The organism is Bradyrhizobium sp. USDA 4516, from assembly GCF_054055915.1.
On record NZ_JBSRXT010000001.1, the window covers coordinates 431,485 to 456,076 of the forward strand.

Sequence of the window (24,592 nt, forward strand, 5' to 3'; positions counted from 1 at the left end):
GGACATCCGAGCGGGCAACTTCCCGTCCGGCGATGGACGTTGGGCTTCCCTGAAAAAGTGTGACCGTTCAGCCGTGGCGTCAAGATGCACGCGTCATAGACTCTCATGAACAAACGTTCAGCCACCGTTGAACGTGCCTCCTTGTCGCCGCGACTAAGGCAACGAGCCCGCGCAGTTCCGCGCGGCACCATTGCCGCGCTTTAAAGATGACACCTTGGAGGCGCTGGCTATTCCCGAACCGGTCATGAAGCAGGCGCTCCTTGTTGTCGCACTCGCAGCCGCCGCCTGGACCGGCGCGCCGTTAGCCGTTCAGGCGCAGGAAGGCGTCGACAAGGCCGCGGCGGCCGCCTTCGACAACAGGATGTTCGCGGGCCCGCCCGGCGCGAAAGCCTATGCCTGCTTCGTGCGGCGCTACGATGCAAATCATCTGGCGCAGCATCCGAAGCAGAAGGTCAGCGCGATGAAGCTTCTGGTGTCAGCGGAAGACGCTCCGGAGGACAAGGCCACCAACTATTCATTCCGGCTCGGCGTCGCGTATCGCCACCGCCCTGGCAATTTCGACTCCAGCGGCTACTGCAATCATGCCATCGCGGCCGAATCCGGCCACGAAATACGCTTCGAATGCGGCGTGGATTGCGAGGGCGGCGGTATCACCGTGGCGTTGTCCAAGGACAATAAATCCGCGATTGCGCCCCTTGGCCGCATCATGGTGTGGAATCGCAACAAGCCCGACGACGATGCGGGCGAAGCGCTGTTCGCCGGCGCCGACGACAAGATCTTTCGCGTCGATCGCGCGGACTTGGGCGAATGCGCCGAACTTGTGACCGACCGCAAGGAACTCGCTGCGCTCCGCCACAAATGATAGGTTTGCCCAAAGGGACAACACTGGATCAACAATAATTGCGCGAGAGACGCCATGCGCCGACGCAGCATCCTCTGGGGCACGCTTTCAGCGATCGGCGCCGTCTTGGCAGCGTCCCAGGCCGGCGCCGCCACCGAAGCACCGCCGCAAAAGCTGAAGGTGGTCTATCACCTCGATGACCTCGACAAGGTCAATTTCGTGATCGGCAACATCCAGAACCATCTCGACGGCGTCGGCGGCCCCGGCAATGTGACGATTGCGCTGGTGGTGCACGGCCGGGCGCTGAAGGCGTTTCATTCAGCAGCCGCCAATCCCGAGCTGTCAAAACATGTCGCGCGGTTCACCAAGGATGGGATCGAGTTCGCCGCCTGCGGCAACACCATGAAATCGCAGAACATCGGCCTCGCCGACTTGCTCCCCGGCTTCGTTGCCGCCGAGCGCGGCGGGGTGGGTCCGCCTCGCCGAGCTGCAATCCCAAGGTTACCTCTACCTGCGCCCCTGACGCGCGGTCCTGCGCCGCAACGCGTCATAAAAATGTGCTGAGATGGGGGTCTGCTCGCACCTGCGTCCGAGCGGATCGAACTGTTGTGAATGGCGTTATCCCTTGGAAATGCTGATATTCCGCCCGGGGCTCCCGCCATGTTGACAATCCCCCTCCCGCCCCCGAAAGCTGCCCGGGAACCCAAAAATCGACCCTCGATCGAACGAGAACAGGCACCCATGAACCCCGTCAAAGCACTCGAAAATCACCGTCAGGCCGTCTGGCTGGACTTCCTCGCCCGCGGCTTCGTCGCCGACGGCGACCTGAAGCGGCTGATCGAGACCGACGGCGTCAAAGGCGTGACGTCCAACCCCTCGATCTTCGAGAAGGCGATCGGCAGCTCGGACGAATATGACGGGGCGATCGGCAAGGCCCTCAAGAACGGCGACCGCTCGGTCGCCGACCTGTTCGAGCACCTCGCGGTCGAGGACATCCAGCACGCCGCCGACGTGCTGCGCCCGGTCTACGACCAGAGCCACGGCGGCGACGGCTTCGTCAGCCTCGAGGTGTCGCCCTATCTCGCGATGGACACCAAGGGCACGATCGCGGAAGCCGAACGGCTCTGGAAGGACGTCCACCGCAAGAACCTGATGGTCAAGGTACCGGCGACGCCCGAGGGCCTGCCGGCGATCGAGTACCTGATCGGCGAAGGCATCAGCATCAACATCACGCTGCTGTTCTCGCAGAAGGTCTATCGCCAGGTCGCCGAGGCCTATCTCAAGGGCCTGGAGAAATACGTCGGCAAGGGCGGCGATCCCTCCCATGTCGCGAGCGTCGCGAGCTTCTTCGTCAGCCGCATCGACACCGCCGTCGACAAGCAGCTCGACGAGAAGATCGCCAAGGCCAACGATCCGCACGAAAAGGAGCGGCTCGCGGCCTTGAAGGGCAAGGTCGCGATCGCCAATGCCAAGCTCGCCTACCAGGACTACAAGCACCTGTTCGCAGGCAGCCGCTGGGACAAGCTGGCGGCCAAGGGCGCCAAGCCGCAGCGGCTGCTGTGGGCGTCGACCGGCACCAAGAACAAGGACTATAGCGACGTGCTCTATGTCGAGGAGCTGATCGGCCCCGACACCGTCAACACCGTGCCGCCGGCGACGCTCGATGCCTTCCGCGACCACGGCAAGGTCCGCGACAGCCTCGAGGAGAATGTCGAGGACGCCCGCCACGTGCTGGAGGAGCTGGAGAAGTCCGGCATCTCGCTTGATGCGATTACCGAGGAACTGGTCAAGGACGGCGTCAAGCTGTTCGCCGACGCGGCCGACAAGCTCTACGGCGCGGTCGCCCACAAGCGCGCCACCTCGCTCGGCGGCGGCATCGACCGCCAGAAGCTCGCGCTCGGCGCCACCATCGAGAAGGCGGTCGAGAAGAGCACCGAGGAATGGCGCGCCTCCGCCCGGATCCGAAGGCTCTGGCACAAGGACAAATCGGTCTGGACCGGCGACGACGAGGACAAATGGCTGGGCTGGCTCACCAGCGCGGCCACCGCTGATGTCGCCGACTACGAGGACTTCGCCCAGCGCGTGAAGGGGCAGAACTTCACCGATGCCGTCGTGCTCGGCATGGGCGGGTCGAGCCTCGGGCCGGAGGTCCTGGCCCAGACCTTCCCGCACCGGTCCGGTTTCCCGCGGCTGCACGTGCTCGATTCCACCGATCCGGCGCAGGTGCGCGCGATGGAGGAGTATGTCGACATCGCAAGGACGCTGTTCATCGTCTCCTCCAAATCCGGCGGCACCACCGAGCCGAACGTGATGAAGGACTATTTCTTCGATCGGGTAGCGAAGGCGATCGGCAAGGACAAGGCCGGCCACCGCTTCATCGCGGTGACCGATCCGGGCTCATCGCTGCAGAAGGTCGCGATCAAGCAGGGCTTTGCCCGCATCTTTTACGGCGACCCCGCGATCGGCGGCCGCTATTCCGTGCTGTCGCCGTTCGGTCTGGTGCCGGCGGCCGCTGCCGGCATCGACGTCCGCAGCCTGCTCGGCCATACGCTCGCGATGGTGCGCTCTTGCGGTGCCGACGTGCCGCCGCAGGAGAACCCGGGCGTGCAGCTCGGGCTCGCGATGGGCATCGCGGGGCTCGAAGGCCGCGACAAGGTGACGATCTTCGCCTCGCCGGACGTTGCCGATTTCGGCGCCTGGGCCGAGCAGCTGATCGCGGAATCGACCGGCAAGGACGGCAAGGGCCTGATCCCGATCGAGGGCGAGACGATTGGCGACGCCGCGGTCTACGGCAACGACCGGTTCTTCATCGATCTGCGCACCGATGGCGAGAACGATGCAGCGCATGAGGCCAAGCTCGCGGCGCTCGAGGCCGCCGGCCATCCCGTGGTTCGGATCGTGATGAAGTCGATCGACCATATCGGTCAGGAGTTCTTCCGCTTCGAGATCGCGACCGCGGTCGCCGGGTCGATCCTCGGCATCAACCCGTTCAACCAGCCCGACGTCGAAGCCGCCAAGATCAAGACCCGCGAACTGACGGCAGCGTTCGAGAAGACCGGGTCGCTGCCGGCCGAACAGCCGGTGGTGTCGGCGGACGGGGTCGATCTCTACACCGACGCGCAGAACGCCGAGGAGCTGCGCAAGGCCGGTGCGAACGGCGATCTCGACTCCTGGATCAAGGCGCACCTCGCGCGCTCCGGCCGCGGCGACTATGTCGCCCTGCTCGCCTATATCGAGCGCGATGGCGACACCATCGACGCCATGCAGGCGATGCGCCTGAAGGTGCGCGACGCAAGGCACCTTGCGACCTGCGCCGAGTTCGGTCCCCGCTTCCTGCATTCGACCGGGCAGGCCTACAAGGGCGGGCCCGACAGCGGTGTGTTCCTGCAGGTCACGACCGACGATACGGCGGACCTGCCGGTGCCCGGCCAGAAGGCGAGCTTCGGCGTGATCAAGGCGGCACAGGCGCGCGGCGATTTCGACGTGCTCACCGAGCGCGGCCGGCGGGCGCTGCGCGTGCATCTCAAGGGCGATCTCAGCTCCGGGCTCGCGGCGCTCGATGCCGCGATCTCGGCTGCACTGAACTGACGGAGGCGAGGGATGCAACTCGGCATGATCGGCCTCGGGCGGATGGGCGGCAACATCGTCCGCCGCCTGATGACCCAGGGCCACACCACCGTGGTCTACGACAAGGATCCGAAGGCCGTCGCGGCGCTCGTCGCCGACAATGCGATCGGGTCCTCATCGCTGGAGGATTTCGTCCTCAAGCTGGAGGCGCCGCGCACCGCCTGGGTGATGCTGCCGGCCGGCAAGATCACCGAAGCCACCATCGAGGCGCTGTCGAAGCTGATGCAGCCAGGCGACGTCATCATCGATGGCGGCAACACCTTCTGGCAGGATGACGTCCGCCGCGGCAAGGCGCTCAGGGAGCGCGGGCTGCATTACGTCGATGTCGGCACCAGCGGCGGCATCTGGGGCATCGAGCGCGGCTACTGCATGATGATCGGCGGCGACAAGAAAGTGGTCGACCGGCTCGACCCGATCTTCAAGACGCTGGCGCCCGGGATCGGCGACATTCCTCGCACCTCCGGCCGCGAGGGCCGCGATCCGCGCATCGAACAGGGCTACATTCACGCCGGCCCGATCGGCGCCGGGCATTTCGTCAAGATGATCCACAACGGCATCGAATACGGCCTGATGCAGGCCTATGCCGAAGGCTTCGACATCCTGAAGAACGCCAATATCGAGGCGCTGCCGGCCGAGCATCGCTTCGACCTCGACATCGCCGACATCGCCGAAGTCTGGCGGCGCGGCAGCGTGATCCCGTCCTGGCTGCTCGACCTCACGGCATCGGCGCTGGCGCAGAACCACACGCTCGACAATTATTCCGGCTTTGTCGAGGATTCCGGCGAAGGCCGCTGGACAGTCAATGCCGCGGTCGACGAGGCCGTGCCGGCCGAGGTGCTGACGGCCGCGCTCTACACGCGCTTCCGCTCGCGCAAGGACCATACCTTCGCGGAGAAGATCCTCTCGGCGATGCGCGCAGGTTTCGGCGGCCACAAGGAGCCGCCGAAAAAGGCATAAAAAGCTTGAAGCGAACCGCGGAAGGTCACGTGCAGAAGAAACCCGATCCTTGCTCCTTCATCATCTTCGGCGCCACCGGTGATCTGACGCACCGGTTGGTCATCCCGGCGCTCTACAATCTCGCTGCCGGCGACTTGCTGCCGAACAAATTCTGCGTCGTCGGCATCGCCCGCAAGGGCATGTCGAGCGACCAGATGAAGGACAGCCTGATGCAAGGGCTGCGCAAATTCGCGACCCGGCCGCTCGATGAGGCGGTCGTCACGCGGCTGTTCGAATGCGTCACCTCGATCGAGGCAGATCCGAGCGATCCGCCCTCCTTCGATGCCATGAACGAACGGCTCGACAAGCTCGAGACGGCGCGCGGCACCGGCGGCAACCGGCTGTTCTATCTCGCGACCCCGCCGCGAGCGTTCCTGCCGATCAGCCAGCAGCTCGGGCGCACCGGCATGCTGGAGGAGAACGGCGCCTGGCGGCGGCTGATCATCGAAAAGCCGTTCGGCACCGATCTCGCATCGGCCAAGGCGCTGAATTCAGCGCTGCTGAAGCTGATGGACGAGCACCAGATCTACCGGATCGATCACTATCTCGGCAAGGAAACCGTCCAGAACATCCTGGTGCTGCGCTTCGCCAACGGCATGTTCGAGCCGATCTGGAATCGCAACCACATCGACCACATCCAGATCACCGTGGACGAGAAGCTCGGCGTCGGTCATCGCGGCAGCTTCTACGACGCCACCGGCGCGCTGCGCGACATGGTGCCGAACCATCTGTTCCAGCTGCTGTCGCTGGTGACGATGGAGCCGCCGGCGCGGTTCGACGCCCATGCGGTGCGCTCCGAAAAGGCCGAGGTGCTGAGCGCGATCCAGACCCAGAGCGAACAGGAGGCGCTGCACAATTCGGTGCGCGGCCAGTATCGCGCCGGCCGGATCGGCGACACCGAGATCGAGGACTTTCTCAAGACGCCCGACGTCAGGCCCGACAGCTCGACCGAGACCTATGCCGCGCTGAAGCTGACCATCGACAATTGGCGCTGGGCCGGCGTGCCGTTCTACCTGCGCACCGGCAAGGCGCTGACCACCAAGCGCACGGAGATCGCGATCAAGTTCAAGCAGGCGCCGTTTGCGATGTTCCGCGACACGTCGGTCGATCGCCTGTCGCAGAACTACCTCGTCATCTCCACCGAGCCGACCGAAGGCATCGAGCTGCAGTTCAACACCAAGGTACCCGGCCCGACCATCAACATCGACGGCGTCGAGATGAAGTTCCGCTACAAGGACTACTTCAAGGCCGAGCCGTCGACCGGCTACGAGACGCTGATCTATGACTGCATGATCGGCGACAATCTGCTGTTCCAGCGCGCCGACAGCGTCGAGGCCGGATGGCAGGCGGTGCAGCCCTTCATCGACGCCTGGAAGAGCGCCGGCGGCCGTGGCCTGCAACCCTACAAGGCCGGCAGCGAAGGCCCGGAGGCCGCCAATGCGCTGCTGACGCGTGACGGCCGTAGCTGGCGGAAGCTGGGCTGACATGACCGCGACCGGCGAGCGCCAGATCATCACGGTCGCCGATCCGGCGGCACTGGCGCAGGCGGCCGCCGAGCGGGTGATCGCCAGGATCGACCAGAACAGCGGCCGGATCGCGGTGTGCCTCACCGGCGGCTCCAGCCCGAAGGCGCTCTATCAGCTGCTGGCGACGCCGGACTATCGCCAAAGGATTCCATGGGACCGCATCGACTGGTTCATCGGCGACGAGCGCCTGGTGCCGCGCAAGGACAAGCTGCACAACATGAGCATGGCGCGCCAGGCCTTCCTCGACCGCTGTGCACCGGCTGCAAATGTCCATCCGATCGCGACCGATACCGCCGATCTCAGGGATCCCGACGTCAGCGCGGCGCTGTACGAGAACGAGCTGATGGCGTTCTACGGCGCCGAACAGCTCGATCCGAAGCGGCCACTGTTCGACCTGGTGCTGATGGGCATCGGCCCCGACGGCCATACCGCCTCGCTGTTTCCGGGTTATCCCGCGGTCGAGGAAACCCAGCGCTGGGTGGTCGGCGTGCCGAAGGCCAATGTCGAGCCGTTCGTGCCGCGCGTGTCGCTGACCCTGCCCGCCCTCGCCTCCTGTCGCGAGATGCTGTTCGAGGTGGCGGGCGAGAACAAGCGCGCGATCTTGACGCGCCTCTTCGCAGGCGAGAACCTGCCGGCAAACCGCGCGCGATCGCTGGGCGAGACCGTCTGGCTGATCGATCAGGCCGCGCTGCCGGAGGACTTTCGTGGGTGACGGACAAAACCCCTGCGCAGTGGTCGTGATGGGCGTGTCGGGTTCGGGCAAGAGCACCATCGCCGACCGCCTGGCGATCAGGATCGGCTGGCGCTTCGAGGACGGCGACAGTTTTCATCCACCAAGCAATGTCGCCAAAATGCATTCCGGCCAGCCGCTCACCGACGAGGATCGCTGGCCCTGGCTCCGCGCGATCGCCGACGAGATCGACCGCACCTGCGGCGTCCGCGAACGCGCCGTCATCGCCTGCTCCGCGCTGAAGCGCGCCTATCGCGACATCCTGGTGCATGGCCGCAACGATATCCGCATCGTCTTCCTCGACGGCTCGCAGGAGCTGATCGCCACGCGGCTCGGCGCGCGCAAGGGCCATTTCATGCCGCCGGGGCTGCTCGCCAGCCAGTTCAAGACGCTGGAGCCGCCGACCCCGGAGGAACGCCCGATCACGGTTGCGATCGACCGTCCGGTCGAAACCATCGTCGAAGACATCGTCAATCAACTGAAGTTGGACCGCACATGACCCGCATCGCCCTTGTCGTATCCGATGTCGACGGCACGCTGCTCACCAAGGACAAGACCTTGACCGACGGCGCCAGGGCGGCGGTGCGCAGGCTGCACGAGGCCGGCATCGGCTTCACCATCGTCTCCAGCCGGCCGACGATCGGGATGGGCTTTCTGGTTGCGCCGCTTGCGATCACACAGCCGATCGGCGCCTTCAACGGCTCTTCGATCGTCGATCCGCAGCTCAAGCCCCTCGAGCAGCATTTGATCCCGGCCGCGGTCGCAAAACGCTGCATCGACATGCTGCGCGAGCGCGACGTCGACATCTGGCTGTTCACCAACGACCGCTGGCTGACGCGCAACCCTGACGGCGAGTACACCGCCCACGAGCAGCACACGATCAAGCATGATCCGACCATCGTCGGCGATTTCACGCCCTATCTCGATCAGGCCTGCAAGATCGTCGGCGCGAGTTCGGATGCGGCCCTGCTGCAACGCTGCGAGGCGGAGATGCAGCAGATGGTCGGCCGTGATGCCACCGCGGTCCGCTCGCAGACCTACTATCTCGACGTCACCCCGCCGGGCCACGACAAGGGCACCTTCGTCGAGGGCATCGCGAAGCGCCTTGGCGTGCCGCTGGAGAACGTCGCCACGATCGGCGACATGCAGAACGATCTGCCGATGTTCGCGCGAAGCGGCGTCTCCTTCGCGATGGGCAATGCCAGCGATGACGTGAAGGCGCGCGCCACCCATGTCACCGAGACCAACGAGCAGGACGGTTTCGCACGCGCGATGGACACGGTGTTGCAGCTTCGCTGAAGCATTCGGACGATCGCCCCACGCGTGATCGAGCGCGGGCCGCAGCGTGATCGCCGTTACAGTCCGCTACATCGCAATCGAGTCAAATCGATTATGTGATCGCGTCACGCTGATCACGCGGCCATTTGCCACGGCGAGACCTGTCACCCGACGAATCCGCGGTTCCTGAGGCGGCCGATCGCACTCGCACGATTTCGGAATATTGGAAGTATATTCGTGATTTGCCCGACGTGTCAAGTTGCCCGGTCGAGTGCCGGCAGCTGCCGGCTCCTTTGCATGGGGTTGTTTTCGATATTTTGGCAGCGCGGACCTGCGGCGGTCCCGCAAGCGGAAGATGGAGGGCGGCATCGCCGCGGTGGTTTAAGTCGAACGCTGCACCGCAGGCTTCTCGGCGTCGGCCCTGGCGGCGCTGAGATTGTGCGCGGTGTTGATCAACGCGATATGGGTCAGCGCCTGCGGGAAATTGCCGGTCTGCCGGCCGGCACCGGAATCGAACTCCTCCGCCAGCAATCCGAGATCGTTGGCGACCGCGACGACGCGGTCGAACATGGTTTGCGCCTTGTCGACATCTCCCGCCAGCACATGAGCGTCGGCAAGCCACAGGCTGCAGGCCAGGAACGCGCCCTCGATCGGCTGGACCTCATCGGACACCTCGCGCGGATCGTGCCGCAGCACGAAGCCGTCGCGCATCATGTGCCGTTCGACCGCGTCGATCGTGCCGCGGATGCGCGGATCGCCCGACGGCAGGAAGCCGACCGACGGCAGCAGCAGCAGGCTGGCGTCGAGCAACTTTGAGCCATAGCTCTCGACGAAACTGTTGAGGCCGGGATCGAAGCCGCGTTGGCAGACGTCGCGATGAATGGCCTCGCGCAGCACCCGCCATTTGACGAGCGGCCCCTTGAAGCCGAACCGCTCCGCGCTCTTGATGGCGCGGTCGAAGGCGACCCAGCACATCACCTTGGAGAACACATAGTGTCTGGGAGTGCCGCGGCGTTCCCAGATGCCGTGATCCGGCTGATCCCAGACATCGGCGAGATGGGTGACGACGGTGCACTCGAGCGACCAGTTCTCTTCGTCGAGCTTCAGCTTGGCCATGCGGGACTGATGGAAGGCGTCGATCAGCTCGCCATAGACGTCGAGCTGAAGTTGCGCGTGCGCGGCGTTGCCGGCGCGTACCGGCTGCGCCCCTTCATAGCCGGACAGCCACCCTGCCTCCCATTCCAGGAGGCGTCGCTGGCCCAGGATGCCGTACATGATCTGCATGTTGGCCGGCGCGCCGGCTGCGGCCCGCAGCAGCCAGTTGTGCCAGGCCGCCGCTTCCTCGGTGTAGCCCGAATTCATCAGGGCCAGCAGCGTAAAGGTGGCGTCGCGCAGCCAGCAGAACCGGTAGTCCCAATTGCGCGCGCCACCGAGCTTTTCCGGCAACGACGTGGTGGGTGCCGCGACGATGCCGCCGGTCGGCCTGAAGGTCAGCGCCTTCAGCGTGATCAGCGAGCGCATCACGAGGGCGCGTTGATAGCTGCCGTCATAGGTCGAACGGCTGCACCATTCCCGCCAGTATTCCTCGGTGTCCTTCAGCGCAGCCTCAGGGTCGATCGCCTCCGGCACCGGGTGATAAGACGGTCCATAGGTCAGGACGAACGGCACGGTGTCGCCTTCGCCGACCTCGAAATCGGCGATCGTGGTCAGATCCTTGCCGCGGGTTTCGACCGGTGTGCGCAGCACGGTCATGTCCTGCCCGCTGATCGCCAGAAGCCCGTCGCCATCCGGATTCTTCCGCACCCATGGGACATCGACCCCGAAGCCGAAGCGGATCACCAGCTCCATGCGCATCTTGACGCGGCCGCTGATGCCGCGAACGAGGCGGACCACATCGGAGGCGTTGCCGCGCGGCGGCATGAAGTCGATCAGCGCGACCGCGCCGCCTTCCACCTCGAACCGGGTCTCCAGGATCAGCGTATCGTCCCAGTAGCGCCGCGAGGTCTGCTTGATCTCGCCTGTGGGCGCCAGCAGCCAGCGACCGTTCCTCGACGTGCCAAGCAGCGCCGCGAAGCAGGGGTCGGAATCGAACGCCGGCCAACACAGCCAGTCGATCGAGCCGTCGCGGCCGACCAGCGCGGCGGTCTCGCAATCTCCGATCAGCCCATAGTCTTCGATACGAGAGGCCACGCGCCGCGCTCCGCGTTACCCGGTGTGCGAGCGCTCGCGGGTCGCGCGCTTGAGGGCGTCGACGTCGATCGCCGACGCGAGATGCTCGATCGAGACCGGGAGCCGCCGCTTCCAGTTCGGATGCTCGTAGACGGTGCCGGGGATGTTCGGCTGCTCGACAATGCCGAGCAGGTCCTCCATCGACACCGCCATCATCCGCGACCGCGTCCGTGCCAGGAAGCTCGCCACCGAATAGAAATCGTTCGCGTGGATGTCGTGCCGGCGCAGCACGTCGTCGAGCTGGCCGAGCGCGTGCCAGCGCCCCTCGTCGGTCTCGCCGGGATCGATCCCGAGCGCACGCTTGGTCCTGAGGTCGCTGAACGAGCGCCAGCCCGCATAGGTCGAGAGGTCGTGGGTGTTGAATGTCACCAGCGCATTCGGCAAATAGTAGTCGGCGTTGCGGAAGACGCCCTGGTCGTCGGTCTCGAACATCATCACGAGATAGGACCAGATGCCCCAGCCGTTCATCTGCTCGCGGAACCCGGGAGGTACGGTGCCGAGGTCCTCGCCGATCACGACGCAGCGGCTCGCCACGCTCTCCTGCGCGGTCGCCGCCAGCAGCGCCTCGAACGGCATCAGCACATAGGCGCCATTGGCCGGGCCGAAGCCGCGCGGTACCAGATAGAGCCGCTTCAGCCCGAACGCGTGGTCGAGCCTGATTGCGCCGGCGTGGTGCATCGAGGCGCGCAGCATCTGCCTGAACGGCTCGAACGAGCGCTGTTCAAGGCCCGCGGCGTTGAAGCCGGCAAGCCCCCAGTCCTGGCCCGCCGTGTTGAGCGGGTCAGGCGGCGCGCCGACGCCGAGATGGCGCGAGATCGCGATCTGCTCATTCCAGGCGTCGAACCCGTCCGACTGCACGCCGACGGCGACGTCGAGATAAAGCCCGACCCGCATGCCGCGCTTGTGCGCCAGCGCCTGGCAGGCGCCGAGTTGACGGTCCGCGGTCCATTGCACGAATTCGAAGAACTCGACCTCGGCGGCAGAGTCGCGCGAGCGGCGCAATTTTGCACAAGCTGCGTCGCTCGGCTGCCGCCATTCGTCCGGCCATTCCCACCACGGCGTGTTGAATTTGTGCCGCATCACCTCGAAGCAGGCGAAGCGCGACAGCAGCGTGCCCTGCTCGTTGCGATAGGCCTCGAAATCCTGCCAGCGGCCGAGGCCCGGGTTGGCCTTGAAGGCCGCGAACGCCGCGCGCAACGCGGGCCATTTCTGCGCCGCGACGCCGACATAGTCGACCATGTCGTGGCTGCGGAGCGGTGCCAGCGCGGCCTTAGTCTCGGCATCGACGCGGAATTCGGGAATCTGCTCGACGTCGATGTAAAGCGCATTGAGGAACAGCCGGCTGTTCGGCGAGTACGGGCTGCAATCGCCGGGCCGATCGTCGAACAGCGCATGCAGCGGATTGAGCCCGACGCCGTCGGCGCCGAGCCGGTGGGCGAATTCGAGCAGGTGCTGCAGGTCGGTGAAGTCACCGATGCCCCAGTTGCGCGCGGACCGCACGCCGTAGAGTTGCACCGCGATCACCCAGCAGCGGTCGAACTCGCCGCCGAAGGCGCCGTGCGGCGCCACCAGCAGCGGCAGCTCCTCGCTGCCAGATGCGTCCGATAGCTGCAACCGGTGCACGCCTTCGGGCAGACCTGACGGCCACGTCACACTGCGCTCACGCGCCTCGCCCTGCGCGAGCACCCCGGTGCCATTCGCAAGCTTCCATTGCACCGGAAGCCGGGCAGCTTCCGAGAGCTGCGTTTGCGCAGCCTGGCCGCCTCTGACCACCACGGGATCGGCGATGATCCGACGGGGCGCCTGCGGCGGCAGCGCATCGAGGATCACCGTGAGCGCCTCGGGGGTTGTCACACGGCGGTGACCGCTGCCATCGATATACTCGGTCTGGATTCCCAGGGTCTGGGCTTTGGCGTAAAGGTCCATTCGGCACGCTGCCTGCTCGCAACGGTAGGTGGATCGTTGCTAAATTGTACAGATACGGGAAAGGGATAGTTGATGTTCAACGCTCTACCCTATCCGGCGTTCCCACCGGGAACCATTGCCCGGCGAGCGGCTTTCTATATGGGTCTGGCGCGCCTCCTTCCCGGCGCCGGGACGTCATTTGCATTTTTAATGGCGGCATCACCGTGAACAAAACCCTCCGGCCTGTCGAGAGTGCCCATGGCACTTTTCATATCACCGATGTCTATCCGTCGGTTGATGGAGGCCGCTTTCCGGTCAAGCGCATTGTGGGCGAACCTGTCGAAGTGTGGGCCGACATCTACCGTGCCGGACATGACGTGATATCGGCGGCATTGGTGTGGCGGCGCGAGGGCGACAGCGAATGGCAGGTCGCGCCGATGACGGCGCACAGCGACGACCGCTGGGGCGGCGCTTTCGTGCCCGACCGGCCCGGCCGCTACGCCTTCGCGATCGAGGCCTGGACCGATGAATTCGCCAGCTGGCGGCATCGTTTCGAGCAGACGCCGCGCGACGGCGGCGATCACACGCTGGACGCGCTCGAAGGCGCGGGCATGCTGACCCAGGCGCAGGCCGGCAGCCCGGCGGCGGCGGCCGTCATCATCAGGCAGTGCGAAATCTTTCTGCAGACCGGCGAACCAGGTGCGCTGCTCGCGCCCGAATTGCGGGAGGCGATGGCCGGCAGCCAGTTTCGGCGCGATCTGATGCGATCGCAGCTCTACCCGCTGACCGCGGACCGCCCGCAGGCGCGCAGCGGCGCATGGTACCAGATGTTTCCGCGCAGCCAGGGCAAGACACCGGGCATGCATGCAACCTTCAACGACTGCATCGCGCGGCTTCCCGACATCGCCGCGATGGGCTTTGACGTCGTCCTGCTCGCGCCGATCCACCCGATCGGCCGGCAGCACCGCAAGGGCCGCAACAATGCCGCGATCGCACAGACGGGCGATCCCGGCAGCCCCTATGCGATCGGCGCAGCCGAGGGCGGCCACGACGCCGTGCATCCGGAACTCGGCACGCTCGACGACGTCCGCGCCTTCGTGGCGGCAAGCCAGGCGCATGGCCTCGAGGTCGCGCTCGATTTCGCCGTGCAGTGCTCCCCCGATCATCCCTGGCTGAACGAACATCCAGAGTGGTTCAAGCGGCGCCCGGACGGATCGATGCGCACCGCCGAGCATCCCCCGCAGCGCTGGGATGATATCGTGAACCCGGATTTCGGGTCCGAAGACGCCGGCGCCCTGTGGCGCGCACTGCGCGACGTCGTGCTGTTCTGGGTCGAACAGGGCGTCAGGATCTTCCTTGTCGACAATCCGCACACCAAGCCGCTGGCGTTCTGGGAGTGGCTGATCCGCGAGGTGCGGGACCGCGACGCGGACGTGCTGTTCCTTGCGGAAGCCTTCGCGCGCCCGAAACTGATGAAGGGCCTCGCCAAGCTCGGCTTCACACAGTCCTACAGCTATTTCACCTGGCGGACGCAGCGCTTCGAGCTCGAACAATATCTCGGCGAGTTGACCTCCTATCCCGAGCGTGACTTCTTTCGGCCGAATTTCTTCGTCAACACACCGGACATCCTGCCCTTCCACCTGCAAAGCGGCGAATCCTGGATGTTCAAGTCGCGTCTCGCGCTGGCCGCGACGCTTTCAAGCAGCTATGGCATCTACAGCGGCTTCGAATTGCTCGAGCACACGCCGGTCCCCGGCCGCGAGGAATATCTCAACTCCGAGAAGTACGAGATCAGGGTTCGCAACTGGGAGCAGCCGGGGAACATCAAGCCCTATATCGCAGCTCTCAACCGGATCAGACGCGGCAATCCGGCCCTGCAACAATTCGCCAATTTGCGCTTTATCAGTGTCGATGACGGTGGCGTGATCGGCTTCATCAAGGAGGCCGTCGATCAGGGCAATGTGATCGCGGCCGCGATTGCATTATCAGCCGAGTTGCGTGAGGTCTGGCTGCCGCTCGGCGACGTCATGGTCGGCCGTGGCGATGCCCGCCGCCCCGTCTCGGCAGTGGAAGACCTTGTCACCGGAGAGCGCCACGCGCTCGAATGGGGAGGCATCCGTCTACGTATAGATCCTGCGCGCGATCCCGCGTTGCTGCTGCGCTGTGTCGCCTGAAGGAGCCGTCATGAACGTATTCTCCTCCGTCAATACCCAGGAGAAGGTCGCAACCGAGACTGCGGACCAGCTGTGGTACAAGGACGCGATCATTTACCAGCTGCATGTCAAGGCATTTGCCGACAGCAACAATGACGGCATCGGCGACTTCGCGGGGCTGACGGAGAAACTCGGCTATCTGCAGGAGCTCGGCGTCACCGCGCTGTGGCTGTTGCCGTTCTATCCCTCGCCCGGCCGCGACGACGGCTACGACATCGGCGACTACGGCGACATCAATCCCGATTTCGGGACGATGAAGGACTTCAAGCGCTTCATCCAGGAGGCCAAGAAGCGCGGCCTGCGCGTCATCACCGAGCTGGTCGTCAACCACACCTCGGACCAGCATGCGTGGTTCAAGCGCGCGCGCCGCAGCCCGCCGAATTCGAGCGCGCGCAGCTGGTACGTCTGGAGCGACACCGACCAGAAATACCTCGATACAAGGATTATTTTTACCGATACGGAGAAGTCGAACTGGACCTGGGATCCGGAGGCCGGCCAGTTCTACTGGCACCGCTTCTTCTCGCACCAGCCGGACCTGAATTTCGACAATCCGCGCGTGGTGCGCGCCATCGTGCAGGTGATGAAGCGCTGGCTCGACACCGGCGTCGACGGTTTCCGGCTCGACGCCATTCCCTATCTGTGCGAGCGCGACGGCACCAACAACGAGAACCTGCCGGAGACGCATGCCATCATCAAGCGGCTGCGCCAGGAGCTCGACGCCTATGCCAAGGGCAAGATCCTGCTGGCCGAAGCCAATCAATGGCCGGAGGACGTGCAGGAATATTTCGGCCATGGCGACGAATGCCACATGGCCTATCACTTCCCGCTGATGCCGCGCATCTACATGGCGATCGCCCAGGAAGACCGCTTTCCGATCACCGACATCCTGCGGCAGACGCCCGACATTCCCGCCGCTGCGCAGTGGGCGCTGTTCCTGCGCAATCACGACGAGCTGACGCTGGAAATGGTCACCGACGTCGAGCGCGACTATCTGTGGTCGACGTACGCCAACGATCCGCGCGCCCGCATCAATGTCGGCATCCGCCGCCGCCTTGCGCCGCTGATGGACAACGACCGGCGCAAGATCGAGCTGATGAACTCACTGCTGCTGTCGTTCCCGGGCACGCCGATCATCTATTACGGCGACGAGATCGGCATGGGCGACAACATCTATCTCGGCGATCGCAACGGCGTGCGGACGCCAATGCAGTGGTCGCCGGACCGCAACGGCGGCTTCTCGCGCGCCGACCCGGCGCGGCTCTACGCGCCGATGATCATGGACCCGGTCTACGGCTATGAATCCGTCAATGTCGAGGCGCAGTCACGCAGCCTGTCGTCGCTGCTGTCGGCGACCAAGCGGCTGATCGCGGTACGCAAGTCGACGCTTGCCTTCGGGCGCGGCACCATGACCTTCATCCGCCCGGAGAACCGCTCGGTGCTGGCCTATGTGCGCCAGTACCAGGGTGAGGCGATCCTGTGCATCGCCAATCTGTCGCGGTCGGCGCAGGCCACCGAGCTCGACCTCTCCGCCTTCAAGGACCGCATTCCGCTCGAGATGCTCGGCCGCACGCGCTTCCCGGCTATCGGCGAGCTGCCCTACATGATCACGCTCGCGCCGTACGGCTTCTACTGGTTCCAGCTGCAGGAGCGCGACAAATCCGAGCCGGTGACGCCGCGCGCGGTGCCGGAATTCGAGACGCTGGTGGTGCCGCTGAATTCGACCTGGATGTCACTGGCGCGCACCCGCGGCGTGTTCGAGCACGACGTGCTGCCCGGTCATCTCGCCCGCACGCGCTGGTATCCGGAACGATCGGCGAGCGCGATCCAGCCGGTGCTGGTCTCCGCGATCCCGTTCTGCGACATCGGCGACAACCGGCCGTGGCTCGCCTTCTTCGAGACCACGCAGCGCGGCACCACCAGCCGCTACGTGCTGCCGATGCAGATCGAGTGGGTGCGCTTCGACCGCGAGCGCTACAACCCGCGCGCCTTCGCCGCGATACGCCAGGGCGCGCGCGAGGGCACGCTGCTCGACGTTGCCACCGACCAGATCTTCACCGGCTTGTTCCTGCGCAACCTGCGGGAAAACCTCACGGTCGACGAAGGCGAGCAAGGCCTCAAGCTCGAATTCCGGCCGACCAGCCGCTTCTCCGACCGGCCGGTGCGGCAGCCCGAGCGTATCCGGGTGTTCGAGAACGACCAGCCGCATTCGACCGCGCTGGTCGACAACGAATATGTCACCAAGATCTATCGCAAGCTCGAGGTCGGCATCAATCCGGAGATCGAGATGGGCCGCTTCCTCACCGAGGTGGTCAACTTTCCGAACACCCCTGCCTTGCTCGGCACCGCCGAGCTGATCGAGGGCGACAAGCGCAGCGCCATCGCCGTCCTGCATGCGATGGTCGTCAACCAGGGCGACCTCTGGACCATCGCAGGCGCACACCTCGACCGCCTGGTCGAACGGCAGCGCCTGCTGACAGTGAGCGAGCACCCCGTGGAGAACGGCGACCAGGCCACCTATCTGCGCCACATGTCGCATAGCGGAAAGCGGCTGGCCGAGCTGCATCTGGCGCTCGCCAGCAACCGCGACCTGCCGGACTTCGCGCCCGAGCCGACCAAGCCCGACGACCTGCAGCGCTGGGCCGACGAGATCATGGCGCGGGCCGAGCGCGTGTTCGATACGCTGAAGCAGCGGCGCGGCTCACTGAGGGAGGCCGACCGGCTGCTGGCCGATCAGTTGCAGGCCCAGCACGACACGCTGCCGGAGCGGCTCAAGGCGCTGCTGCCGCGCGAAACCGACGGGTTCAATATCCGCCATCACGGCGACCTGCATCTCGGTCAGTTGCTGGTGGTCAAGGACGACGTCTTCATCATCGATTTCGACGGCGGACCGGGCCGCACCATCGCCGAGCGGCGGCGCAAGGCACCGCCGGCGCGCGACGTCGCCGGCCTGATCCGTTCGATCGACTATGCGGCGACCGCCGCGCTGGAACGCACGCTCAAGGTCTCCCCCGACGAGAGCGGCCGGCTGAGCCTCGCCTTGGCCGAATGGCGCGACCAGGCCGCGGATACCCTGCTGGCGGCCTATCGCGAGACGGTGGCCGGCCAGCGGCTGTGGCCCGCCGACGCCAAGACGGCCGACCGCCTGCTCAGTTTTTTCCTGCTTGAGAAAGCCTTCTATGAGATCGAGTATGAGCTGGCCAACCGGCCGGATTGGCTGCGGGTGCCGCTCACCGGCCTGCTGAGGATCCTGGCGCAACAGCCGCATGAGGTTGCATGAGCAAACTGCCCGCCGAGGCCTATGCCATCATCGAGGGCCGCCACTCCGACCCCTTCCACTATCTCGGGCTTCACCCCGAGGGGGACCGCAACGTCGTGCGCGCCTTCCTGCCCGATGCCAGCAATGTCGAGGCGATCGGCGAGCATGGCGAGACCGCACAGCTGGCGCGGATCCATGACGCCGGCCTGTTCGCAGGCCCCCTGCCGAACGGCTCGACGCGCTACCAGCTCCGCGCCCGTTTCGGCGACAACGTCGTCGAGCTGGAGGATGCCTACCGCTTTCCGCCGATCCTGAGCGATTTCGATCTCTATCTGCTCGGCGAAGGCACGCATCAGCGCGTCTACGACACGCTCGGCGCGCATCCGATGACGCTCGACGGCGTCGACGGCATCGGCTTCGTGGTGCTGGCGCCGAATGCGCGCCGGGTCAGCGTGGTCGGCGACTTCAATTTCTGGGACGGACGGCGGCATCCGATGCGCGTGCGCGGCCCGGGCTACTGGGAACTGTTCATCCCGCGTGCAAGGGTCGGCGACCACTACAAGTTCGAGATCATCGGGCGCAACGGCCAGCATCTGCCGCTGAAGTCCGATCCCCTGGCGTTCGCCGCCGAGGTGCGCCCGAAGACCGCCTCGATCGTGATCGACGAGCGCAAGATCCCGCATCCGCGCCCGGCGCCGGATCGCGTCAACGCGCTGAGCTCGCCGATGTCGATCTACGAGGTCCATCTCGGATCGTGGCGGCGCAAGGGGCGCAACGAGTGGCTGACCTATCGCGAGATGGCGGAGCAGCTGCCGGCCTATGCCAGCGACATGGGCTTTACCCACGTCGAATTCCTGCCGATATCAGAGCATCCGTTCGACGGCTCCTGGGGCTACCAGCCGACGGGCATGTTCGCACCGACCAGCCGCTTCGGCTCGCCGGACGATTTCGCCGCGCTGATCGACGCCTGCCACGGCGCAGGGCTCGCCGTGCTGCTCGACTGGGTGCCCGGGCATTTCCCCGATGATCCGCACGGGCTCGGCAATTTCGACGGCACCGCGCTCTACGAGCACGCCAATCCGCTGCAGGGCCGTCACCTCGACTGGGGCACGCTGATCTACAATTACGGGCGCACCGAGATCACCAACTTCCTGGTGTCGAACGCACTGTTCTGGCTCGATCGCTACGGCATCGACGGGCTGCGCGTCGATGCCGTCGCCTCCATGCTCTATCTCGACTACAGCCGTCCCGCCGGTGGCTGGATTCCGAACAAATATGGCGGCCGGGAGAACATCGAGGCGATCGACTTCCTGCGCCGCTTCAACACCGAATTGTTCGCGCATTTTCCGCAGGCGACGACGGCGGCGGAAGAATCCACCGCATGGCCGCAGGTGTCGCGTCCCGTCGAGTATGGCGGGCTCGGCTTCGGCTACAAGTGGAACATGGGCTGGATGCACGACACGCTGAAATATATCGGCAAGGATCCCATCCACCGCAAATACCATCACGGCGACATCCTGTTCGGCCTGCACTACGCCTTCTCGGAGAATTTCATCCTGCCGCTGTCCCACGACGAGGTGGTGCACGGCAAGCGCTCGATCCTCGGCCGCATGCCCGGCGACGACTGGCAGCGCTTTGCCAATTTGCGCGCCTATTACAGCTTCATGTTCGGCCACCCCGGCAAGAAGCTGATGTTCATGGGCTGCGAGTTCGGCCAGGAACGCGAGTGGAATCACGACTACTCGATCGATTGGCATCTGCTGCAACAGCCGAGGCACAGCGGCATCCAGAACCTGGTCCGCGACCTCAATCGGCTCTATCGCGCGCTGCCGGCGCTGCACGAGCTCGACTGCGACCAGGCCGGCTTCGAATGGGTCATCACCGACGATGCCAACAACAACGTGTTTGCCTGGATCCGCAAGGGCAATGCCGAGCGCGCACGCTGCCTCGTGATCGCGAACTTCTCACCCAACGTCTACCGCAACTATCGCGTCCCGGTGCCGTTCGCGGGCAAGTGGCACGAGGTGTTCAACTCGGATTCCGCGCATTACGGCGGCACCAATGTCGGCAATGTCGGCGAGGTGCGCGCATCGGAGGACGCCACGCCCGAGCTGAGCCTGACCATTCCGCCGCTGGCTGCGATCTTCCTCGTACCGGAAAGCTGATTGATGCGACTGACCGGGGGTACGTCCGCACGGCTCGGTGCAAGCTGGGACGGCAGAGGCACCAATTTTGCGCTGTTCTCGGCGAACGCGGAGAAGGTGGAGCTGTGCCTGTTCGACGGCCAGGGTCGCCGCGAGCTCGAGCGGATCGAGATGCCGGAGCGCACCGAAGACGTCTGGCACTGCTATCTCAACGACGTCTCGCCGGGCCAGCTCTACGGCTATCGCGTCTACGGGCCCTACGCGCCGGAGCGCGGCCATCGCTTCAACGCCAACAAGCTGCTGCTCGACCCCTACGCCAAGCGGCTCGCCGGCCGGCTGGTATGGAGCGATGCGCATTTCGCCTACCGCACCGGCAGCGCGCGCGAGGACCTTTCGTTCGACCGGCGCGACAATGCCCGCGGCATGCCGAAGGCGGTCGTGGTCGACGAGACCTTCAACTGGGGCCGCCGCGAGATCCGGCCGCATATCCCCTGGGAAGACACCATCATCTACGAGGCCCACGTCAAGGGCCTGACGCAGAAGCGCGAGGACGTGCCGCCGAACCTGCGCGGCACCTATGGCGGCCTGTCGTCACCGGCGATGATCGCCCACCTCAAGCGGCTCGGCGTCACCACCATCGAGCTGTTGCCGATCCACGGCCTGATCGACGACCGTATCCTGGTCGAGAAGAAGCTGGCGAACTACTGGGGCTACAACACCATCGCCTTCTTCGCGCCGGAGGCGCGCTACGCCCAGGACAATGCGCTCGATTCCTTCCGCACCACGGTGGCGCGGCTGCACGATGCCGGCATCGAGGTGTTGCTCGACGTCGTCTATAACCACACCGCCGAGGGCAACCATATGGGCCCGACGCTGTGCTTCCGCGGCATCGACAATGCCTCCTATTACTGGCTGAACCGCGAGAACCCGCGCTTCTACGACGACTTCACCGGCTGCGGCAGCTCGGTCAACCTCACCCATCCGCGCGTGCTGCAGATGGTAATGGATTCGCTGCGCTACTGGGTCGAGGTCTGCCATGTCGACGGCTTCCGCTTCGATCTCGCCACCACGCTGGCGCGCGGGCCGAACGGGTTCGATCGCAACCACCCCTTCCTCACCGCGATCCGCCAGGACCCGGTGCTGGCAACCGCCAAGATGGTCGCCGAGCCCTGGGACCTCGGTCTCGGCGGCTACCAGGTCGGTGCGTTTCCATCGCAATGGTCGGAATGGAATGACCGCTATCGCAGCGCGATGCGGCGCTACTGGAGCGGCGAAGGCAGCCTGATCGGCGACATCTCGGGCCGCATGACCGCGTCGTCGGATTTGTTTCACCACGACAACCGCGCGACCCGCGCCAGCGTCAACCACATCACGGTGCATGACGGTTTCACGCTCGCCGATCTCTTCAGCTACAACGAGAAGCACAACGAGGCCAACGGCGAGGACAATCGCGACGGCTCCAACGACAATCACAGCAACAATTGCGGCCATGAGGGCCCGACCGACGATCCTGCCATCATCGCGCTGCGCCGCCAGCTGCGGAAGAATGCGCTGGCCTGCCTGCTGCTCGCACAGGGCACGCCGCTGATCCTCGCCGGCGACGAGGTCGCGAACACGCAAGGTGGCAACAACAACGCCTATTGCCAGGACAACGAGACCGGCTGGATCGGCTGGGAGAACCTCGGCACGGACGACGACGCCATCGATTTCATCAGCCACCTCACCGCACTGCGCCAGCGCTTCGGCCAAATCCGCTGCCAGCGCTGGCTCGACGGCCGCCGCACCGACGGCAGCTACGGCGTGCTCTGGCTGACGCCCGCGGCCGAAGAGATGAAGGAATCCGACTGGAAATTCCCCGAGAGCCGATTCCTCGCCTATGTGCTGGGGCCGATGGAACCAGGACAGGCGCCGATCTTTATCGTGCTCAATGCCGCACCGCAGGAGATCGTGTTCAGGATGCCGAGGATGGCGGAATACAGGAGCTGGCGGCAGGTCTTGAACACGACCAAGGCCGAGCAAACGGCTGAGCAATTCGCATCCGGCGCCGATACCAGGGCACCGCCGCGCTCGGTGCTGGCATTTGCAGGCTCCACATGAACAGACAACATTTCGGCGCCGAGCTGACACCTGACGGCACGCGCTTCCGGCTCTGGGCGCCGGCGGCCAAGCGCGTCGACCTCCTGCTCGACAACCCGCATCCGCTCACGCGCGATGCAGCCGGCTGGTACGTCGCCGAGGTCCCGGGCGCGCGCGCCGGCACGCGTTACAAATTCCGCATCGATGACGAAGTCGATGTGCCGGATCCCGCCTCCGCATTCCAGCCGGACGACGTGTTCGGCCCGAGCGATGTGGTCGACCACGCCGCCTTCAAGTGGCGCGCGACGGACTGGCGCGGACGCCCCTGGCATGAGGCCGTCGTCCTCGAGGCCCATGTCGGCACCTTCACCCGAGAGGGCACCTATCGCGCCATGATCGACAAGCTCGATCATCTCGTGGCGACCGGCATCACCGCGCTCGAGCTGATGCCGCTGGCGGATTTCGCCGGGAAGCGCAACTGGGGCTATGACGGCGTGCTGTGGTACGCGCCCGACAGCGCCTACGGCCGGCCCGAGGACCTGAAGACCCTGATCGACGAAGCGCATCTGCGCGGGCTGATGGTGATGCTCGACGTGGTCTATAACCATTTCGGCCCCGAGGGGAATTATCTCGGCCGCTATGCGCCGTCCTTCTTCAGTGACGCGCACACGCCGTGGGGCAGCGCGATCGACTATCGCGTGCCCGAGGTGCGTGCGTTTGCGATCGGCAGCGTGGTGAGCTGGCTGCGCGACTATCGCTTCGACGGGCTGCGGTTCGATGCGGTCAACACCATCGTCGAAGCCGGCGAAGTCTCGGTGCTCCATGACTTCAGCAATGCCGCCGGCAAGCTCGCCACCGAGACCGGCCGCTATATCAACCTCGTGCTCGAAAACGGCGACAACATTGCAAGCCTGCTCGATGCCGCCGAGAATCCGCCGCACGGCAAATTCCGCGGCCAATGGAACGACGACTATCATCACGCCTGGCACGTGCTGCTGACCGGCGAGACGCAGGGCTATTATGGCGACTACCGGGCGCCGAAGCAGGACCTCGCACGCGCGCTGTCGTCCGGCTACATCTACCAGGGCGAAGTCTCGGAGTTCTGGGGCGGCAAGGCCCGCGGCGAGCCGAGCGGCATGCTGTCGCCGACCTGCTTCATCAACTTCCTGCAGAACCACGACCAGATCGGCAACCGGCCGCTCGGCGATCGTCTCGTCAGCATTGCCCGGCCGGCGGCGGTCGCGGCGGCGCTGGCGGTGACGCTGATCGCGCCGACCACGCCGATGCTGTTCATGGGCGAGGAATGGGGCGCGACGACGCCCTTCCCGTTCTTCTGCGATTTCAAGGGCGACCTCGCCAATGCCGTCCGCGCCGGACGGCGCAAGGAGTTCGCCTGGGCCTATGCCAAATATGGCAACGACATTCCCGACCCGCTTGCCGACGAAACGGTGCGATCGGCCGTGCTCGACTGGGCGGCGCTCGGCCATGATCCGGCGCGCGCGCGGCTTGCGCTGGTGCGCGACCTGCTCGCCGTTCGCCGGCAGGAGATCATGCCCCGGCTCAAAGGGTGCCGTTTCGGCGATGCCATCGTGGCTGGCGACCTGTTGACGGCGCATTGGCAGATGGGCGACGGCAGCACGCTGCGGCTGACCGCCAATTTGTCCGCTCGCGACATCCCCGATGGACCGGAGCCGAAGGGAACTGCGATCTGGGGCGGCGCGTTGTCGAGCGACCTCCCCGGCTGGGCGGTGCGCTGGCACATCGGATAGCA

General features: G+C 65.5%; 14 protein-coding genes and 1 pseudogene. 13 read left to right on the forward strand and 2 right to left on the reverse strand.

Annotation, left to right across the window (positions count from 1 at the left end; translation table 11 throughout):
* Positions 1 to 244: 244 nt before the first annotated feature.
* The 8 genes and pseudogenes from ACVI1L_RS02040 (at position 245) to ACVI1L_RS02075 (ending at position 9,019) form a co-directional block, all read left to right on the forward strand.
* Positions 245 to 862 carry a hypothetical protein gene (locus ACVI1L_RS02040; RefSeq protein ID WP_057015089.1) on the forward strand — a complete coding sequence of 206 codons (618 nt, stop codon included), beginning with the start codon at positions 245 to 247 and terminating at the stop codon, positions 860 to 862.
* Between the two features lie 54 nt (positions 863 to 916).
* Positions 917 to 1,364, forward strand: a pseudogene (locus tag ACVI1L_RS02045) (DsrE family protein).
* 218 nt (positions 1,365 to 1,582) lie between these two features.
* Positions 1,583 to 4,429 carry a bifunctional transaldolase/phosoglucose isomerase gene (locus tag ACVI1L_RS02050; protein ID WP_456782139.1) on the forward strand — a complete coding sequence of 949 codons (2,847 nt, stop codon included), beginning with the start codon at positions 1,583 to 1,585 and terminating at the stop codon, positions 4,427 to 4,429.
* 12 nt (positions 4,430 to 4,441) lie between these two features.
* Positions 4,442 to 5,425, forward strand: coding sequence for a phosphogluconate dehydrogenase (NAD(+)-dependent, decarboxylating) (gnd, locus tag ACVI1L_RS02055; RefSeq protein ID WP_168856930.1), 984 nt, complete (start codon positions 4,442 to 4,444; stop codon positions 5,423 to 5,425).
* A gap of 29 nt (positions 5,426 to 5,454) precedes the next feature.
* A complete protein-coding gene (zwf, locus tag ACVI1L_RS02060; protein ID WP_456782140.1) occupies positions 5,455 to 6,948 on the forward strand; it encodes a glucose-6-phosphate dehydrogenase in 1,494 nt (497 codons plus the stop codon).
* A 1-nt stretch (position 6,949) separates the two neighbouring features.
* Positions 6,950 to 7,702: a 6-phosphogluconolactonase gene (gene pgl / locus ACVI1L_RS02065; protein ID WP_076823948.1), complete on the forward strand. Its 753-nt coding sequence runs from the start codon at positions 6,950 to 6,952 to the stop codon at positions 7,700 to 7,702.
* Positions 7,703 to 7,730: 28 nt separating this feature from the next.
* Positions 7,731 to 8,219, forward strand: a complete 489-nt coding sequence (locus ACVI1L_RS02070; protein WP_233285885.1) for a gluconokinase — start codon at positions 7,731 to 7,733, stop codon at positions 8,217 to 8,219.
* On the forward strand, positions 8,216 to 9,019 hold the full coding sequence (locus ACVI1L_RS02075) for an HAD family hydrolase (RefSeq protein WP_456782141.1): 804 nt from the start codon (positions 8,216 to 8,218) through the stop codon (positions 9,017 to 9,019). The genes ACVI1L_RS02070 and ACVI1L_RS02075 overlap by 4 nt, the downstream gene beginning before the upstream one ends.
* A gap of 360 nt (positions 9,020 to 9,379) precedes the next feature.
* On the opposite strand, the gene ACVI1L_RS02080 is transcribed toward ACVI1L_RS02075, so the two are convergent.
* Together ACVI1L_RS02080 and malQ are read right to left on the reverse strand one after the other, a co-directional pair.
* Positions 9,380 to 11,188 carry a glycoside hydrolase family 15 protein gene (locus ACVI1L_RS02080; RefSeq protein WP_076823940.1) on the reverse strand — a complete coding sequence of 603 codons (1,809 nt, stop codon included), beginning with the start codon at positions 11,186 to 11,188 and terminating at the stop codon, positions 9,380 to 9,382.
* Between the two features lie 15 nt (positions 11,189 to 11,203).
* A complete protein-coding gene (gene malQ, locus ACVI1L_RS02085; protein WP_057014883.1) occupies positions 11,204 to 13,153 on the reverse strand; it encodes a 4-alpha-glucanotransferase in 1,950 nt (649 codons plus the stop codon).
* A gap of 203 nt (positions 13,154 to 13,356) precedes the next feature.
* On the opposite strand from malQ, the gene ACVI1L_RS02090 reads away from it, so the two are divergent.
* From ACVI1L_RS02090 to treZ, 5 genes are read left to right on the forward strand one after another with little or no spacing between them, the layout of a single operon-like run.
* Positions 13,357 to 15,306, forward strand: coding sequence for an alpha-1,4-glucan--maltose-1-phosphate maltosyltransferase (locus ACVI1L_RS02090; protein ID WP_456782142.1), 1,950 nt, complete (start codon positions 13,357 to 13,359; stop codon positions 15,304 to 15,306).
* Between the two features lie 10 nt (positions 15,307 to 15,316).
* The gene (gene treS / locus ACVI1L_RS02095; RefSeq protein ID WP_229189653.1) at positions 15,317 to 18,622 is read left to right on the forward strand and encodes a maltose alpha-D-glucosyltransferase; all 3,306 of its coding nucleotides are present in this window, start codon (positions 15,317 to 15,319) and stop codon (positions 18,620 to 18,622) included.
* On the forward strand, positions 18,619 to 20,766 hold the full coding sequence (gene glgB / locus ACVI1L_RS02100) for a 1,4-alpha-glucan branching protein GlgB (protein ID WP_168856921.1): 2,148 nt from the start codon (positions 18,619 to 18,621) through the stop codon (positions 20,764 to 20,766). The genes treS and glgB overlap by 4 nt, the downstream gene beginning before the upstream one ends.
* 3 nt (positions 20,767 to 20,769) lie before the next feature.
* Entirely contained in the window at positions 20,770 to 22,842 is a 2,073-nt protein-coding gene (gene glgX / locus ACVI1L_RS02105; protein WP_456782143.1) for a glycogen debranching protein GlgX, read from the forward strand.
* Entirely contained in the window at positions 22,839 to 24,590 is a 1,752-nt protein-coding gene (gene treZ / locus ACVI1L_RS02110) for a malto-oligosyltrehalose trehalohydrolase (protein ID WP_456782144.1), read from the forward strand. The genes glgX and treZ overlap by 4 nt, the downstream gene beginning before the upstream one ends.
* Positions 24,591 to 24,592 lie beyond the last annotated feature (2 nt).

Coding starts and splice junctions, on each gene's coding strand:
- ACVI1L_RS02040 (WP_057015089.1), top strand. CDS start 245: ATGAAGCAGGCGCTCCTTGTTGTCGCACTCGCAGCCGCCGCCTGGACC.
- ACVI1L_RS02050 (WP_456782139.1), top strand. CDS start 1,583: ATGAACCCCGTCAAAGCACTCGAAAATCACCGTCAGGCCGTCTGGCTG.
- gnd (WP_168856930.1), top strand. CDS start 4,442: ATGCAACTCGGCATGATCGGCCTCGGGCGGATGGGCGGCAACATCGTC.
- pgl (WP_076823948.1), top strand. CDS start 6,950: ATGACCGCGACCGGCGAGCGCCAGATCATCACGGTCGCCGATCCGGCG.
- ACVI1L_RS02070 (WP_233285885.1), top strand. CDS start 7,731: ATGGGCGTGTCGGGTTCGGGCAAGAGCACCATCGCCGACCGCCTGGCG.
- ACVI1L_RS02075 (WP_456782141.1), top strand. CDS start 8,216: ATGACCCGCATCGCCCTTGTCGTATCCGATGTCGACGGCACGCTGCTC.
- malQ (WP_057014883.1), bottom strand. CDS start 13,153: ATGGACCTTTACGCCAAAGCCCAGACCCTGGGAATCCAGACCGAGTAT.
- treS (WP_229189653.1), top strand. CDS start 15,317: ATGAACGTATTCTCCTCCGTCAATACCCAGGAGAAGGTCGCAACCGAG.
- glgB (WP_168856921.1), top strand. CDS start 18,619: ATGAGCAAACTGCCCGCCGAGGCCTATGCCATCATCGAGGGCCGCCAC.
- glgX (WP_456782143.1), top strand. CDS start 20,770: ATGCGACTGACCGGGGGTACGTCCGCACGGCTCGGTGCAAGCTGGGAC.
- treZ (WP_456782144.1), top strand. CDS start 22,839: ATGAACAGACAACATTTCGGCGCCGAGCTGACACCTGACGGCACGCGC.